13 protein-coding genes are annotated in these 16,282 nt (G+C 57.8%); all 13 read right to left on the bottom strand.

All coding sequences use genetic code 11. The features are described from left to right. Positions 1-760: 760 nt before the first annotated feature. The 13 genes from rfbA to gyrA all read right to left on the bottom strand — a co-directional run bounded on the left by rfbA (position 761) and on the right by gyrA (position 15,992). Entirely contained in the window at positions 761-1,651 is an 891-nt protein-coding gene (gene rfbA / locus IB252_RS04100; RefSeq protein ID WP_192406939.1) for a glucose-1-phosphate thymidylyltransferase RfbA, read from the bottom strand. Beyond that, the gene (gene rfbD / locus IB252_RS04095; protein WP_192406937.1) at positions 1,648-2,541 is read right to left on the bottom strand and encodes a dTDP-4-dehydrorhamnose reductase; all 894 of its coding nucleotides are present in this window, start codon (positions 2,539-2,541) and stop codon (positions 1,648-1,650) included. Before rfbD ends, rfbA begins: the two co-directional genes overlap by 4 nt. Beyond that, positions 2,538-3,614: a dTDP-glucose 4,6-dehydratase gene (gene rfbB / locus IB252_RS04090; protein WP_192406935.1), complete on the bottom strand. Its 1,077-nt coding sequence runs from the start codon at positions 3,612-3,614 to the stop codon at positions 2,538-2,540. Before rfbB ends, rfbD begins: the two co-directional genes overlap by 4 nt. A 230-nt stretch (positions 3,615-3,844) precedes the next feature. Then, on the bottom strand, positions 3,845-4,084 hold the full coding sequence (locus IB252_RS04085) for a LapA family protein (protein WP_192406934.1): 240 nt from the start codon (positions 4,082-4,084) through the stop codon (positions 3,845-3,847). Positions 4,085-4,111: 27 nt separating this feature from the next. Next, positions 4,112-4,408: an integration host factor subunit beta gene (gene ihfB / locus IB252_RS04080; protein WP_008148724.1), complete on the bottom strand. Its 297-nt coding sequence runs from the start codon at positions 4,406-4,408 to the stop codon at positions 4,112-4,114. A 144-nt stretch (positions 4,409-4,552) separates the two neighbouring features. Continuing rightward, on the bottom strand, positions 4,553-4,831 hold the full coding sequence (locus IB252_RS04075) for a hypothetical protein (protein WP_192406932.1): 279 nt from the start codon (positions 4,829-4,831) through the stop codon (positions 4,553-4,555). Positions 4,832-5,049: 218 nt separating this feature from the next. Continuing rightward, entirely contained in the window at positions 5,050-6,738 is a 1,689-nt protein-coding gene (gene rpsA / locus IB252_RS04070; RefSeq protein WP_123364651.1) for a 30S ribosomal protein S1, read from the bottom strand. A gap of 120 nt (positions 6,739-6,858) precedes the next feature. Next, on the bottom strand, positions 6,859-7,548 hold the full coding sequence (gene cmk, locus IB252_RS04065; RefSeq protein ID WP_008148720.1) for a (d)CMP kinase: 690 nt from the start codon (positions 7,546-7,548) through the stop codon (positions 6,859-6,861). Beyond that, complete coding sequence (locus tag IB252_RS04060) at positions 7,545-9,752, bottom strand: bifunctional prephenate dehydrogenase/3-phosphoshikimate 1-carboxyvinyltransferase (protein WP_263864868.1); 2,208 nt, start codon at positions 9,750-9,752, stop codon at positions 7,545-7,547. The genes cmk and IB252_RS04060 overlap by 4 nt, the downstream gene beginning before the upstream one ends. A gap of 28 nt (positions 9,753-9,780) precedes the next feature. Further along, the gene (gene hisC, locus IB252_RS04055; RefSeq protein WP_192406929.1) at positions 9,781-10,893 is read right to left on the bottom strand and encodes a histidinol-phosphate transaminase; all 1,113 of its coding nucleotides are present in this window, start codon (positions 10,891-10,893) and stop codon (positions 9,781-9,783) included. A gap of 12 nt (positions 10,894-10,905) precedes the next feature. Further along, complete coding sequence (pheA, locus tag IB252_RS04050; protein WP_111450711.1) at positions 10,906-12,000, bottom strand: prephenate dehydratase; 1,095 nt, start codon at positions 11,998-12,000, stop codon at positions 10,906-10,908. Continuing rightward, positions 12,000-13,085, bottom strand: a complete 1,086-nt coding sequence (serC, locus tag IB252_RS04045; RefSeq protein ID WP_192406927.1) for a 3-phosphoserine/phosphohydroxythreonine transaminase — start codon at positions 13,083-13,085, stop codon at positions 12,000-12,002. The genes pheA and serC overlap by 1 nt, the downstream gene beginning before the upstream one ends. A gap of 249 nt (positions 13,086-13,334) precedes the next feature. Then, positions 13,335-15,992, bottom strand: coding sequence for a DNA gyrase subunit A (gyrA, locus tag IB252_RS04040; RefSeq protein WP_192406925.1), 2,658 nt, complete (start codon positions 15,990-15,992; stop codon positions 13,335-13,337). Positions 15,993-16,282 lie beyond the last annotated feature (290 nt).

Here is a 16,282-nt window from a genome sequence, read left to right as displayed (position 1 = left end):
ATCCTTCTTAGATTCCAACTACTATTTTTTGTCGGGAGTGGTCCACTCATCAGTTTGCGAGAAAGGTTGGCCGCCGCCCTGTCGGGCCAGTACCAAAAATCAAAAAACGACCTTCACAAAAGCAAAACGAATCATATTGCCGGAAACCCCATCTGCAAGAAATGTGCTTCACCTGCCATGCTGAAACGACCTCAAATTTGCTTGCGGGCCCTCCTCATGATCTTCCAGGCTGCTAGCATCCCTAACAGAGGACCGGTTACCCCCCAGCTGAGCCATGAGCAATTAGATCAAATTTGGTAACTGCGGCAGTGACCATCCCCAAAAAACCAGCGAGGCATGATGCTAGTTTTACAAAACAAAAGCCACCCCTCAAAAGTAACCAAGAAGATAGATTGGTCAAGCAAAAAACGCTTAAAGTTCCGCACAAGCCACTCCAGTGATGCTGCGTCGCCCGTTGGTTGCCGGGCAAAAGCTTGGCGGTCTGGCTAATGTCCGTCGGCTACGCACACAGCCCCACTTACCACCATACTCGCAGACTTAAACTGGTGCTTGAGCTCGAGCCGATCGGACCGGACGCCAATCTCACGACACACCAGCTCGATACGATATTCACTTCGATCCGAACTCGGCCTGGATACCGTACAATCGCGAAGTTCGCCGGCCATTTACCACTCTATCGCCAGGAGTCAAGCCGGTTTGGCCGTCACCCGCTCAACCCTGGCGCAGTGGGTCGGCAAGTCGTCGAGCCCCCCCCCCCCCCTTACCGGGAAGGCGAGTCCAACAACTTCTGCAAGTACTGACCGTAACCAGTCTTCTTCAGGGCATCGGCTTGCGCGCCGAGCTGCTCGGCAGTGATCCAACCATTGTTGTAGGCAATCTCTTCCAGACAAGCCACTTTCAGACCTTGGCGCTGTTCGATGGTGTGCACAAAGTGACTGGCTTCCAGCAACGAATCATGGGTACCGGTATCGAGCCAGGCAAAGCCACGGCCCAACATTTCGACATTGAGCGTCTTCCGCTCCAGGTACGCACGGTTAACGTCGGTGATTTCCAGCTCGCCCCGCTCGGATGGCTTGATGCTCTTTGCGATCTCGACAACATCGTTGTCGTAGAAGTACAGGCCGGTCACCGCATAGTTGGATTTTGGCTTCAGTGGCTTCTCTTCAATGCTAAGAGCGCGACCGGTTTTGTCGAACTCAACAACACCGAAGCGTTCCGGGTCGGAGACGTGGTAGCCGAATACGGTAGCGCCATGTTGTTGAGAGCTGGCAGAACGCAGGTTGTCCGAGAAGTGCTGACCGTAAAAGATGTTGTCGCCCAAGATCAGGCAGCAAGGATCTTCGCCGATGAACTCTTCGCCAATGATGAAGGCTTGTGCCAGACCATCCGGATTAGGTTGTTCGGCGTAGGTCAGCTTGATGCCGTACAGGCTTCCGTCACCCAGCAACTTGCGGAAACACGGCAAGTCTTCAGGCGTGGAGATAATCAGGACTTCACGCATGCCCGCGAGCATCAGCACCGACAGCGGATAGAAAATCATCGGCTTGTCGTAGATCGGCAGCATCTGTTTGGACACGCCAAGGGTCAACGGATGCAGACGCGTGCCCGAGCCGCCAGCGAGGATAATGCCTTTACGATTTGTCGTGCTCATTTATTCAGAACTTCCCTAAGCATTCGGGTTACGCCACTTTGCCAATCCGGCAAGTGTAGAGAAAAGTTGTCACGCAGCTTCTGAGTATTCAAACGCGAATTCAGAGGGCGGCGCGCAGGTGTTGGGTAAGCCGTCGTTTCAATCGGATTGATCGCCGTTACGGCGAGCTGCTCGCCGTTGTCTTGGGCGAAGCCGATCACATGGCTGGCATAGCCGTGCCAGGACACTTCGCCACTGGCCGCCAAGTGATACAAGCCCGACAGCTCGGGACGTTGCAGAACTTGTTGAATGGCCAGCGCGGTCACGTCAGCAATCAGGTCTGCCCCGGTCGGAGCTCCGATCTGGTCAGCGATGACACTCAAGGTTTCGCGATCCTTGGCCAGACGCAGCATGGTCTTGGCGAAGTTGTTGCCGCGAGCGCCATAGACCCAACTGGTGCGGAAGATCAGATGCTTGCAGCCCGACGCGGTAATCGCCTGTTCGCCGACCAGTTTACTGGCGCCGTAGTGATTCACCGGGGCGACTGGATCTGACTCTTGCCATGGCAATGAACCCTGGCCGCTGAAGACGTAGTCAGTCGAGTAATGGATCAGCCAGGCACCCAGGGTCGTCGCCTCTTCGGCCATGACTTGGCTTGCCTGACCGTTCACACGGTCGGCCAACTCGGTCTCGGACTCGGCTTTATCGACAGCGGTGTAGGCCGCAGCGTTGACGATGACGTCGGGTTTGACCTGGCGAATCGTCGCGCGCAAGGCATCGAGATCGGACAGATCGCCGCACAAACCATCGACAACATGACGGTCCAGGGCGATTAATTCACCCAGCGGCGCGAGGGAGCGTTGCAGCTCCCAGCCCACCTGGCCGTTTTTTCCCAGCAGGAGTATTTTCATGCCTTGTTCGAGCGGTCCGCGTAGTTCTGATCGATCCACTGCTGATAGCTGCCGCTCTTTACATGAGCAACCCATTCAGTGTTGTTGAGGTACCACTCGACCGTTTTGCGGATGCCGGTTTCAAAGGTTTCTTCCGGCGTCCAACCCAGTTCACGCTGGATTTTGCTGGCGTCGATTGCATAGCGCTGGTCGTGACCTGGGCGATCCTGAACGTAAGTGATCAGGCTGGCATGCGGACGGTGAGCAGAATCGGGACGCAGTTCGTCGAGCAGAGCGCACAAGGTATGCACCACTTCGATGTTTTGCTTTTCGTTATGGCCGCCGATGTTGTACGTCTCGCCGATAACGCCTTCGGTCACAACTTTGTACAGTGCGCGAGCGTGGTCTTCGACGTAGAGCCAGTCACGGACCTGATTGCCTTTGCCATAGACCGGCAGCGGCTTGCCTTCCAGTGCATTGAGAATGATCAGCGGGATCAACTTCTCAGGGAAATGGCATGGGCCGTAGTTGTTCGAGCAGTTAGTAACCAGGGTCGGCAAGCCGTAAGTACGGCTCCAGGCACGGACCAGGTGATCGGAACTAGCCTTGCTGGCGGAGTATGGTGAGCTTGGCTGATACGGCGTGGTTTCGGTAAAGAGGTCTTCCGGACCTTCGAGGTCCCCGTAAACTTCGTCAGTCGAAATATGGTGAAAGCGGAATTTGGCTTTACGCGCATCATCCAGTGCAGCCCAATAGTGGCGCGCAGCTTCCAACAGGGTGTAAGTGCCGATGATGTTGGTCTGGATAAACTCAGACGGACCAGAGATAGAGCGGTCAACGTGGGACTCTGCGGCCAGGTGCATGATCGCATCCGGTTGGTGTTCACGCAGGACGCGGTCGACCTGATCACGATCGCAGATGTCGACGCGCTCGAACACGTAACGCGAGTTCTGGCTAACTTCGGCCAATGACTCAAGGTTACCGGCGTAAGTCAGCTTATCGACGTTAACGACAGCATCGGTAGTGTTGGAGATGATATGACGGATGACTGCCGAGCCGATAAACCCGGCGCCGCCGGTTACTAGAATTTTCACGCGAAACCATACCCTTGAGTTACTGACAGGGCCGCCAACCGAGCACTGTCTAATCCATGAATGCAGAAGCCATCAAGGTAGCTGAGGCCTCTGACAGAGTCAGTTTGAACCGACGTGGGCATATGCCACTATCGGACAAGCGCAGCATTTTACAGCTTAATGACGGTTTTACTAATGGATATAGACAAGCTGTGGCTAAAGGTTAGTTCGCCTTCGGCGCCATGTCGCAATCAGACAAGGCGCTTGCGTGAAGTTCTGGACGTACGTCCCAGAAACCAACCCAGAATCGGCCCGATCACCATCCCGATCAGCAGTGCAACAACCATGATCAGCGATACGGGTAGTTGCGGTCCCGCCCACCCCAGAAACAGCAGGGAAACCGATTGCTGATTCTCGAGAACGAACGCCAGGATCGCCAAAACCAGCAACAGAATGAATACGGCGAGCAGTACGCGCTTGAGGTTACGCATAAGCGGTTCCTTGAATTGCGGTGGCCGTCAAAGCATCTCCTCCTCGTCCTCATTCACACGATCGCGCAATTCTTTGCCCGGCTTGAAATGCGGCACGAACTTGCCATCGAGGCTGACGGACTGACCGGTTTTTGGATTGCGACCTACACGCGGCGCGCGGTAGTGCAAGGAGAAGCTGCCAAACCCACGGATCTCGATGCGATCACCGGTGGCCAGACATTGGGACATTTGTTCAAGCATGGTCTTGATGGCCAGCTCCACATCCTTGGATGAGAGCAGCCCTTGATGGGTGACAATTCGTTCGATCAACTCCGACTTCGTCATATTTTTCCCTTCTTTTTCAAGCAGCTAGATCAGCGCTTCAAAGGTTTTAGCACGCCCCGATGAATTTGAACAGCCTGAGTTTTTGACATCTTCCACCAACAATGAGATGCCCTCTTCCAGGGCAGCGGAACACCGCTCGCACACTCATCGACAGATGACCAGCATGGTGCGCGTCAGATAGCCCGCGGGATTGAAGCCAAAGGGGTACTCATCCTCGTCTTTGGCATCATCTGACCTGGCTACAACTTTGTAGCCCGCCGCCTTGCACTCCTTGCTCGCTCGCTTGCGACACTTCTCCCATCCCGACCCCAACCCCGAACAATCGATCTCGATGCCACTGACCCCACGCACCGCGTGAGTCTTGGCGCTAGTGGTACAACCCGCCAATGTCAGAACTGCTATTACGACAATGAGCTTGTTCATTCGCTTCCTTAGGTCGGACACGTCACCCGACGGTCGCTCGCTTCAAGCTAGAGACTAGCTGTAAATAAACGATTGATCCGACCAAAGAAAGAGACAACTTGTTGAGAGGATTGGTTTCACGGCAAACAATTGCAGCGCCGTAAAACCATCAGATTCACTAAATCGCAGGCGTAAAAAAGGGCGACCGAAGTCGCCCTTTTTCTATGGTCCGACAGAACTTAGTTCTGTTTGGCCATTGCCTGGCGCAGCAGTGCCGCCATGGTGGTGTCAGTTGCAGCTTCACCTTCCGGAGCAGATTTCAGGCTCTGGATGGCTTCTTTCTCTTCAGCATCGTCTTTCGACTTGATGGAGAGCTGGATTACGCGGCTCTTGCGGTCAACGCTGATGATCTTGGCTTCTACTTCCTGGCCTTCTTTCAGAACGTTGCGCGCGTCTTCAACGCGGTCACGGCTGATTTCGGAGGCTTTCAGAGTCGCTTCGATATCGTCGGCCAGAGTGATGATGGCGCCTTTAGCGTCAACTTCCTTCACGATGCCTTTAACGATTGCGCCTTTGTCGTTCTCTTGAACGTACTCGGAGAACGGATCGCTTTCCAGTTGCTTGATACCCAGGGAGATGCGCTCGCGCTCTGGGTCAACCGACAGGATAACGGTGTCCAGCTCGTCGCCCTTCTTGAAGCGGCGAACGGCTTCTTCGCCCACTTCGTTCCAGGAGATGTCGGACAGGTGAACCAGACCGTCGATGCCGCCGTCCAGACCAATGAAGATACCGAAATCGGTGATCGACTTGATGGTGCCGGAGATTTTATCGCCCTTGTTGAACTGGCCAGAGAAATCTTCCCATGGGTTAGATTTGCACTGCTTGATGCCGAGGGAGATACGACGACGCTCTTCGTCGATGTCCAGAACCATAACTTCCACTTCGTCGCCGACTTGTACGACTTTCGAAGGGTGGATGTTCTTGTTGGTCCAGTCCATTTCGGAAACGTGTACCAGGCCTTCAACGCCTTCTTCCAGCTCAGCGAAGCAGCCGTAGTCGGTCAGGTTGGTTACACGAGCGGTAACGCGAGTGCTTTCTGGGTAACGGGCTTTGATAGCAACCCATGGATCTTCGCCCAGTTGCTTGAGGCCCAGGGAAACACGATTGCGTTCGCGATCGTACTTCAGAACCTTGACATCGATCTCGTCGCCAACGTTGACGATTTCGGAAGGATGCTTGATACGCTTCCAAGCCATGTCGGTAATGTGCAGCAGGCCATCGACGCCACCCAGATCGACGAATGCGCCGTAATCGGTGAGGTTTTTGACGATACCTTTGACTTGTTGGCCTTCCTGCAGGGATTCCAGCAGAGCTTCACGCTCAGCGGAGTTCTCGGCTTCGAGGACACTACGACGGGAAACGACAACGTTGTTGCGCTTCTGGTCAAGCTTGATGACCTTGAATTCCAGCTCTTTGCCTTCCAGGTGCGTGGTGTCGCGCACTGGACGGACGTCAACCAGAGAACCTGGCAGGAACGCACGGATGCCGTTAACGTCGACAGTGAAGCCGCCTTTAACCTTACCGTTGATAACGCCCTTGACCACTTCTTCGGCTGCGAAGGCTGCTTCCAGAACAATCCAGCATTCAGCGCGCTTGGCTTTTTCACGGGACAGCTTGGTTTCACCAAAGCCGTCTTCAACCGAGTCCAGAGCAACGTGAACTTCGTCACCGACGTTGATAGTCAGTTCGCCAGCATCGTTGTAGAACTGCTCAAGCGGGATGAGTGCTTCAGACTTCAGGCCAGCGTGAACGGTTACCCAGCGAGCTTGGTAATCGATATCAACGATAACACCGGTGATGATGGAGCCTGCCTGAAGGTTCAGGGTTTTTAGGCTTTCTTCAAAGAGTTCCGCAAAGCTTTCGCTCATTTTAATTCCTGTTGAATAAGGGCGAAGGATACGCCCATCTCCACATCCCAGACGACGTGGGTTATGTTCATTTGAAGAAGCGACGCAGGACTATGACTGGTCCCCTGAGTCGCTTCTTGGTCACCCGGCGATATCGCGAATGGCGATCTCGCTCATGATGCGTTCCAGCACCTGATCGATGGATAATTCCGTGGAATCCAGCTGTATGGCGTCAGCCGCCGGTTTGAGCGGGGCTACCGCTCGCTGGGTGTCACGCTCATCGCGGACACGTATCTCATCTAGCAGACTCGACAGACTAACACCATCGACTTTGCCCTTCAACTGCAAGTATCGACGGCGCGCACGCTCCTCGGCACTGGCAGTGAGGAATATCTTCAGCGGTGCATCCGGAAAAACCACCGTGCCCATGTCGCGACCATCGGCCACCAGACCCGGAGCCTCCTGAAACGCCCGCTGGCGCTGGAGCAGCGCATCACGCACCGCCGGCAGTGCAGCGACCTGGGAAGCCCAGGCGCCGACTTGTTCGTTGCGCAAATCATCAGTGACATCGTCACCTTCGAGGATGATCCGCTGCGGATGACCTTCGGTCGCACCGACGAATTGCACGTCCAGATGAGCGGCTAGCAGCTTCAGCGACTCTTCATTGGTCAGATCGACGCCATGATTACGCGCGGCGAATGCCAGCAGACGGTACAGCGCACCGGAATCCAGCAGGCACCAGCCCAGGCGCTTGGCCAGAATCCCGGCAATAGTGCCTTTGCCCGAACCGCTTGGGCCGTCGATGGTGATGACCGGTGGCTTGATAATCACGACTGAGCCTCTTGTGCAACACGGATACCGACCTGCGCGCACAGCGCGAGGAAGTTCGGGAACGACGTCGCGACGTTGGCGCAATCATGGATGCGGATCGGTGCAGTGGCGCGCAGCGAAGCCACGCTGAAGGCCATGGCAATCCGGTGATCGCCGTGACCGTGCACTTCGCCGCCGCCGATCTGGCCGCCGTCGATGATGATGCCGTCCGGGGTCGGTTCGCATTTGACGCCAAGCGCCAGCAAGCCATCCGCCATGACCTGAATCCGGTCCGACTCTTTAACCCGCAGCTCTTCGGCGCCACGCAGGATGGTGCGCCCTTCGGCACAGGCCGCGGCTACGAACAGCACCGGAAATTCGTCGATGGCCAGCGGAACCAGCGCTTCGGGAATCTCGATACCTTTGAGTTTAGCTGCACGTACGCGCAAATCCGCAACCGGCTCACCGCCGACTTCACGCTGGTTTTCCAGGGTGATGTCAGCGCCCATCAGACGCAGAATATCGATCACACCGGTACGGGTCGGGTTGATGCCGACGTGCTCAAGCACCAGCTCCGAACCTTCGGCGATCGACGCGGCCACCAGGAAGAACGCCGACGACGAGATGTCGCCCGGCACTTCAATGTGGGTCGCGGTCAGCTTGTGGCCGGACTCGACCGAAGCGGTCGCACCGTTGACGGTGACCGGGTAGCCGAAGCCACGCAGCATGCGCTCGGTGTGATCACGGGTTGGCGCCGGCTCGGTGACGGTGGTCTTGCCTTCGGCGTACAGACCCGCCAGCAGCAGGCAGGATTTAACCTGGGCACTGGCCATCGGCATGGTGTAGGTCAGACCTTTGAGCTTGTTGCCGCCACGAATGGTCATCGGCGGACGACCTTCAGCAGCGGTCTCGATCACAGCGCCCATCTCACGCAGCGGATTGGCCACGCGATTCATCGGACGCTTGGACAGCGAAGCGTCGCCCGTCAGGGTGCTGTCGAAGTTCTGCGCAGCCAACAGGCCAGACAGCAGACGCATCGAAGTGCCGGAGTTGCCCAGATAGATCGGGCCCGGCGCAGCCTTCAAGCCATGCAGGCCAACGCCGTGAATGGTCACGCGACCGTGGTGCGGACCTTCGATCACGACGCCCATGTCGCGGAAGGCCTGCAAGGTTGCCAGGGCGTCTTCGCCCTCGAGGAAACCTTCCACTTCGGTAACGCCTTCAGCCAGGGAGCCGAGCATGATCGAACGGTGGGAAATCGATTTGTCGCCCGGTACTCGAATCCGCCCAGTCAGGCGGCCACCAGGTTGTGCCAGGAAAATCAGGTCGTTGGAATTCATAGCGTCCACATAAGCCCGGCGGGCCAGGATTTTACTGAAATGTTCGCGGGCAACCCGGGCGCGAGTGAACACGCCCAACAATTGGTGCCCATCCCCTGCATCGACCGCGTCGCGCAAGGCGTCGAGATCGCTGCGAAATGTATCGAGTGTGCGCAGGACAGCTTCGCGGTTGGCGAGGAAGATGTCGTGCCACATGACCGGGTCGCTACCCGCAATTCTTGTGAAATCGCGGAAACCGCCCGCAGCGTAACGGAAGATCTCAAGGTTTTCATTGCGCTTGGCCAACGAATCGACCAAACCGAACGCCAACAAGTGCGGCAAATGGCTGGTCGCCGCCAACACTTCGTCATGACGCTCAACCTGCATGTGCTCGACATCGGCACCCAATTCGCGCCACAACCGGTCGACCACTGCCAGCGCTGCCGGATCAGTTTGATCCAGCGGCGTCAAAATCACTTTATGGCGACGGAACAGCTCTGAGTTAGAGGCTTCCACCCCGCTCTGCTCGGAACCGGCAATCGGGTGCCCCGGAACGAAACGCGACGGCATGCCGCCAAACGCCTCGGTTGCCGCCCGCACCACATTGCCTTTGGCGCTGCCGACGTCGGTCAGAATCGCTTGCCCCAGGTCCATGCCGGCCAATCGGCCGAGCATTTTTTCCATGGCGAGGATCGGCACGGCCAGCTGAATCACGTCGGCGCCCTGACAAGCAGCGGCCAGATCTTCTTCACAGCGATCCACCACACCCAACTCGACCGCCAGCTTGCGCGACTGCGGGTCGAGATCGACCCCGACCACTTCGCGGCACAGGCCGCTTTCACGCAAGCCCTTGGCAAACGAACCGCCGATCAGCCCCAGACCGACCACCACCAGGCGACCGATCATAGGTTCAGCAGATTGCAGTGCAGTGACATCAACCACGAGCCAGAACCTTGGTCAGCGCTTCGAGGAAGCGGCTGTTTTCCGCCGGCAGACCGATGGTGATGCGCAAGTGATTCGGCATGCCGTAATTGGCCACCGGACGCACGATCACGCCTTCGCGCAGCAAGCCCTGGAAGACCGGAGCCGCAACACGACCCAGATCGACGCAGATGAAGTTGCCCTTGGACGGAATCCAGCTCAACCCCAGCTCACGGAAACCCGCTTCCAGCTGCTGCATGCCGGATTCGTTCAGGCGACGGCTTTCGGCCAGGTATTCGGCGTCTTGCAGCGCAGCGCATGCAGCGGCCAAGGCCAGGCTGTTGACGTTGAACGGCTGACGCACGCGGTTCAGCACATCGGCGACCACAGCGGTGGACAAGCCATAGCCGACCCGCAATGCCGCCAAGCCATAAGCTTTGGAGAATGTGCGCGACACCAGCAGGTTCGGATAAGCCGCCAGGAAGTCCAGGCCATCCGGCAAATCGCTGCCTTCGGCGTATTCGATGTAGGCCTCGTCCAGCACCACCAGCACGTGTTCCGGAACGTCCTGCAGGAATTCGTCCAGCGCTTCAGCGCCGAACCAGGTTCCGGTCGGGTTGTTCGGGTTGGCGATGAACACCACGCGGGTATCGGCATCGATCGCGGCCAGCATGGCCGGCAGATCGTGACCCCAGTCTTTGGCCGGGATCACTTTGGCTTGGGCGCCGACGGCCTGGGTGACGATCGGATAGACCGCAAACGCGTGCTCGCTGAACACCGCATTCAGACCCGGCGCCAGATAGGCACGGGCGACCAGTTCCAGAATGTCGTTGGAACCGTTGCCCAGCGTCACCTGATTGAGCTCGACGCGGCATTGATCGGCCAGCAGGGTCTTGAGCGCAAAACCGTTGCCGTCCGGATAGCGGGTCAGCTCGACCAATGCTTCGTGAATCGCTGCCAAAGCCTTGGGACTGGCGCCCAACGGGTTTTCGTTGCTGGCCAGTTTGACGATGCTGGCCGGATCGATGTCCAGCTCGCGCGCCAGTTCGTCCACGGGCTTGCCCGGAACGTAAGGCGAAAGTTGTTGCACGCCCGGCTGTGCCAGAGCGAGGAAGTCACCACTCATTTGCTACCGCCCTTAGAGAACTGCTTTCGGGTAGGAACCCAGCACTTTGAGTGCCACTGCTTCCTGACTGATCTTTTCCAACACACCTTTAACCAGCGGGTCGCGGTGGTGGCCGACGAAGTCGATGAAGAACACGTAGGTCCATTTACCGCTGCGCGAGGGACGCGTCTCGATTCGCGTCAGGTCGATGCCGTTGTCGTGGAACGGCACCAGCAACTCGTGAAGTGCGCCGGGCTTGTTGCTCATGGAGACGATGATCGAAGTCTTGTCGTCGCCGGTCGGCGGCACTTCCTGGCTGCCGATGATCAGGAATCGCGTGGAGTTGTCCGGGCGATCCTCGATTTTCTCGGCCAGACGGGTCAGCCCGTACAAGCCTGCGGCCATGTCGCCGGCAATCGCTGCCGAGTTCCACTCACCCTTGACCCGCTTGGCCGCTTCGGCGTTGCTGGACACCGCCACGCGCTCGACATTCGGGTAATGCGCGTCCAGCCACTTGCGGCACTGGGCCAGGGACTGGGCGTGGGAATAGATGCGGCTGATGCTGTCGGTCTTGGTGTTTTCACCGACCAACAGGTGGTGGTGAATCCGCAGCTCGACTTCGCCACAGATCACCATGTCGTGTTCGAGGAAGCTGTCGAGGGTGTGGTTGACCGCGCCCTCAGTGGAGTTTTCCACCGGGACCACGCCAAAATTCACCGCACCGGCTGCCACTTCACGGAACACTTCGTCAATCGCCGCCATCGGCTTGCTGATCACGGCGTGACCGAAGTGCTTCATGGCTGCGGCTTGGGTGAACGTGCCTTCAGGGCCGAGGTAAGCCACTTTCAGCGGCTGCTCGAGGGCCAGGCACGAGGACATGATTTCGCGGAACAGCCGCGCCATCTCTTCGTTGCCCAGCGGCCCCTGGTTACGCTCCATGACGCGCTTGAGCACCTGAGCTTCACGCTCAGGACGATAGAACACCGGCACTTCGCCTTCGGCCAGCGAGGCCATCTTTACTCGCGCAACTTCCTGGGCGCAGCGTGCGCGCTCACTGATCAGCTCCAGGACTTTCTCGTCCAGGGCATCAATGCGCAGGCGCAGTGCCTTGAGTTCTTGCTCAGACATTAACCGTGTTCCTTCTCGAACTCTGCCATGTACGAAATCAGTGCGTTGACCGCAACGATGTCGACGGCGTTATAGATGGAGGCACGCATGCCACCCACGGAACGGTGACCCTTGAGGTTCAACAGGCCACGCGCTTCGGCACCGGCCAGGAATGGCTTGTCGAGACGATCGTCAGCCAGGCGGAACGGCACGTTCATCCACGATCGATCCGACTTGTTGATCGGGTTGCTGTACAAGCCGCTGGCGTCGATGAAGTCGTACAGCGTGCGCTGTTTCACTTCGTTGAGCTTGCCGATGGCTTCAACACCACCCTGCTCTTTCAGCCACTCGAATACCAGACCCGAGAGGTACCAGGCCAGGGTTGGCGGAGTGTTGTACATCGAGCCGTTGTCGGCCGCGACCTTGTAGTTGAGCATGGTCGGGCACAGGGAACGGGCGTGACCCAGCAGGTCTTCGCGAACGATGTTGACGACGATGCCGCTCGGGCCGATGTTCTTCTGCGCGCCGGCGTAGATCATGCCGAAGCGCGAAACATCGATCGGACGCGAGAGAATGTCGGACGACATGTCGGCGACCAGCGGAACGTCACCGGTTTCCGGAACCCAGTTGAATTCCAGGCCACCGATGGTTTCGTTCGGTGCGTAGTGAACGTAGGCCGCATCTTTCGACAGGTTCCATTCGTTCTGACCGGGAATAGCGAAATAGTCGTAAGGCTTGGCGGTAGCGGCAACGTTGACGTTTCCGTAGCGCGAAGCTTCTTCGATGGCCTTCTGCGACCAGATACCGGTGTCGATATAGTCGGCGGTGCCGCTTTCCGGCAACAGGTTCAGAGGAATCTGAGCAAATTGCTGGCTGGCGCCACCTTGCAGAAACAGCACTTTATAGTTCGAGGGGATATTCAGCAGATCACGCAGATCCTGCTCGGCCTTGGTGGCGATGGACACGAACTCATCACTGCGATGGCTCATTTCCATGACCGACAGACCCTTGCCGTGCCAATCAAGGAGTTCACCCTGGGCGCGCTGCAGGACAGCTTCGGGAAGTGCCGCAGGACCGGCACAGAAGTTATAGGCTCTCTTGCTCACATCCAATCTCGCTCTGATTTGAGGTAACACGCAATAAATGCATTATCAGTCGACACGGGTCCCTGCTGAAACAAACATCTGTGGGAGCGAGCCTGCTCGCGAAAGCGGTGTAACAGGCGACATCTTTGCTGAATGTCAGTCCGTCTTCGCGAGCAGGCTCGCTCCCACAAGGGATCGTAGTGGGTGTCGATATTTCATTGCGAACAAACAACAAGGGGGCGAATTCTCATCCGCCCCCTGTCTGTCCGCTTATTCCTGCGGTTCTTCGTCGGCTGCGGCGTCGAGTTGCTGGTCTTCGACAACGTCGTCGATTACGACTTCGCCGTCGAACACTGCACCCTCTTCACCTTCTTCCAGTTCTTCGCCTTCGACTTCCGACGGCTCCTGAACCCGCTCCAGACCTACCAGCGTTTCATCGCTGGCCAGTTTGATGAGGGTCACGCCCTGGGTATTACGACCCAGACTGGAGACTTCGTCGACACGAGTACGCACCAGGGTGCCCTGGTCGGAAATCAGCATGATTTCCTCGCCGTCGAGCACCTGGACTGCACCGACCAGACGGCCGTTACGGTCGTTGCTGACCATGGCGATAACGCCCTGACCGCCACGTTTGTACTCTGGGAACTCGGTGATCGCCGTGCGCTTGCCGAAACCACGGGCCGAAGCGGTGAGGATCTGGCTGCCTTCTTCTGGGATCAGCATGGAAATCAGCTTCTGGCCTTCCGGCAGACGCATGCCGCGGACACCGCGAGCGGTACGGCCCATGGCGCGAACGTCGGTTTCCTTGAAGCGAGTGACCTTGCCGCCGTCGGAGAACAGCATGACTTCGCGACTGCCATCGGTAATGGAAGCAGAAATCAGCACATCGCCTTCTTCCAGCTCCAGCGCGATCAGACCGACGCTGCGTTGACGGCTGAAGGATTCCAGCGGGGTCTTCTTCACGGTGCCTTTGGCAGTGGCCATGAAGATGAAGTGACCTTCGGTGTATTCGTCGACCGGCAGCATGGTGGTGATGTATTCATCACTGTCCAGCGGCAGCAGGTTGACCAGCGGACGACCACGGGCAGCGCGGGACGCTTCCGGGATTTCGTAGGTTTTCAGCCAGTACACTTTACCTTTGCTGGAGAACAGCAGCAGCGTGGTGTGGCTGTTGGCAACCAGCAGGTGAGCGATGTAGTCCTCATCCTTGACGCCGGTAGCCGATTTGCCTTTACCGCCACGACGCTGAGCCTGGTACGCAGCCAATGGCTGGGTCTTGGCGTAGCCACCGTGGGAAATGGTCACGACGCGCTCTTCTTCCGGGATCATGTCACCCAGGGTCAGGTCGAGGCGGGCATCGAGAATCTCGGTGCGGCGCACGTCGCCGTATTCGGCGCGGATCACTTCCAGCTCTTCGCGGATCACTTCCATCAGGCGCGTGGCGCTGCTGAGGATGCGGATCAGTTCGCCGATCTGGTTGAGGATCTCTTGATACTCGGCCAGCAGCTTTTCGTGTTCCAGACCGGTCAGACGGTGCAGACGCAGTTCCAGAATGGCTTGCGCCTGTTCCGGCGACAGGAAGTACTTGCCTTCGCGCAAACCGTATTGCGGGTCCAGGGTCTCTGGACGGCACGAATCGGCACCGGCACGCTCAACCATCGCGACCACGGCGGAGGATTCCCACGCCGTCTTGATCAGCGCTTCCTTGGCTTCCGACGGCGTTGGCGAGGCTTTGATCAGGGCGATGACCGGGTCGATGTTCGACAGGGCAACCGCTTGACCTTCCAGTATGTGACCACGTTCGCGGGCTTTACGCAGTTCGAACACGGTACGGCGGGTAACCACTTCGCGACGGTGACGAACGAAGGCTTCCAGCAGGTCCTTGAGGTTCAGGATCCGCGGACGGCCGTCGATCAGCGCGACGATGTTGATACCGAACACCGCTTGCAGCTGGGTCTGGGCGTAGAGGTTGTTGAGAATCACCTCAGGCACTTCACCGCGACGCAGCTCGATCACGACGCGCATACCGTCCTTGTCGGACTCGTCGCGCAGTTCGGTGATGCCTTCGAGCTTCTTCTCTTTTACCAGCTCGGCGATCTTCTCGATCAGACGGGCCTTGTTCAACTGGTAAGGGAGTTCGGTGATGACGATCTGCTGACGGCCACCGACCTTGTCGATGTCTTCGATTATCGAGCGGGCGCGCATGTAAATGCGGCCACGACCGGTGCGGTAGGCTTCGATGATGCCGGCGCGACCGTTGATGATCGCAGCGGTCGGGAAGTCCGGACCAGGGATGTATTGCATCAGCTCATCGATGGTCAACTCAGGGTTGTCGATGAGCGCCAGGCAACCGTCGATGACTTCACCGAGGTTGTGCGGCGGGATGTTGGTCGCCATGCCCACGGCGATACCGCTGGAGCCGTTGACCAACAGGTTGGGAATACGGGTCGGCATGACCGCCGGGATCATTTCGGTGCCGTCGTAGTTCGGCACCCAGTCCACGGTTTCTTTGTGCAGGTCAGCCAGCAGCTCGTGCGCCAGCTTGGTCATGCGCACTTCGGTGTATCGCATGGCGGCGGCGTTGTCGCCGTCCACGGAACCGAAGTTGCCCTGACCGTCTACCAGCAGGTAACGCAGCGAGAATGGCTGCGCCATCCGAACGATGGTGTCGTACACCGCGGTATCACCGTGAGGGTGATACTTACCGATCACGTCACCGACAACACGGGCAGATTTCTTGTACGGCTTGTTGAAGTCGTTGCCCAGCTCGCTCATCGCGAACAGCACACGCCGGTGCACGGGCTTCAAGCCATCGCGCGCATCCGGCAGTGCCCGCCCGACAATTACGCTCATCGCGTAGTCGAGGTAGGACTGCTTCAGCTCGTCTTCGATATTGACCGGGAGGATTTCTTTGGCCAGTTCGCCCATGAGAAGCCTGATTCCTTTTTCTGGTGAAACTTCGTCACATCCATATGGGACGAACGAAGCTCGCCGCTGCAGGCTGAGTGCCATGCACCGACTTACGACAAATCAACGAGTTATGCCATGGATCTGCGCAGTAAAGGCAGCCACATCGGGCTACCTTGGAAACCGCCGGATGTTATCACAAGAGCCGCCACGCACCTATCCCCCTGATGCGCATGGAGTGTAGTTAGTTGACCGGTGACAGGCTGAAAGGGGACGAGAGAGGCTCAGAGGAAAATATCAGGGGTGAATGA

The organism is Pseudomonas sp. PDM10 (genome assembly GCF_014852295.1).
GTDB lineage: Bacteria > Pseudomonadota > Gammaproteobacteria > Pseudomonadales > Pseudomonadaceae > Aquipseudomonas.
Note: the sequence above shows the minus strand (reverse complement) of the source record. Positions and strands in the feature narration are given on the sequence as shown.

Bases quoted from the DNA above. Each gene is read 5' to 3' on its own strand.
- rfbA (WP_192406939.1), bottom strand. From the start codon at position 1,651: ATGAGCACGACAAATCGTAAAGGCATTATCCTCGCTGGCGGCTCGGGC.
- rfbD (WP_192406937.1), bottom strand. From the start codon at position 2,541: ATGAAAATACTCCTGCTGGGAAAAAACGGCCAGGTGGGCTGGGAGCTG.
- IB252_RS04085 (WP_192406934.1), bottom strand. From the start codon at position 4,084: ATGCGTAACCTCAAGCGCGTACTGCTCGCCGTATTCATTCTGTTGCTG.
- ihfB (WP_008148724.1), bottom strand. From the start codon at position 4,408: ATGACGAAGTCGGAGTTGATCGAACGAATTGTCACCCATCAAGGGCTG.
- IB252_RS04075 (WP_192406932.1), bottom strand. From the start codon at position 4,831: ATGAACAAGCTCATTGTCGTAATAGCAGTTCTGACATTGGCGGGTTGT.
- rpsA (WP_123364651.1), bottom strand. From the start codon at position 6,738: ATGAGCGAAAGCTTTGCGGAACTCTTTGAAGAAAGCCTAAAAACCCTG.
- IB252_RS04060 (WP_263864868.1), bottom strand. From the start codon at position 9,752: ATGATCGGTCGCCTGGTGGTGGTCGGTCTGGGGCTGATCGGCGGTTCG.
- hisC (WP_192406929.1), bottom strand. From the start codon at position 10,893: ATGAGTGGTGACTTCCTCGCTCTGGCACAGCCGGGCGTGCAACAACTT.
- pheA (WP_111450711.1), bottom strand. From the start codon at position 12,000: ATGTCTGAGCAAGAACTCAAGGCACTGCGCCTGCGCATTGATGCCCTG.
- gyrA (WP_192406925.1), bottom strand. From the start codon at position 15,992: ATGGGCGAACTGGCCAAAGAAATCCTCCCGGTCAATATCGAAGACGAG.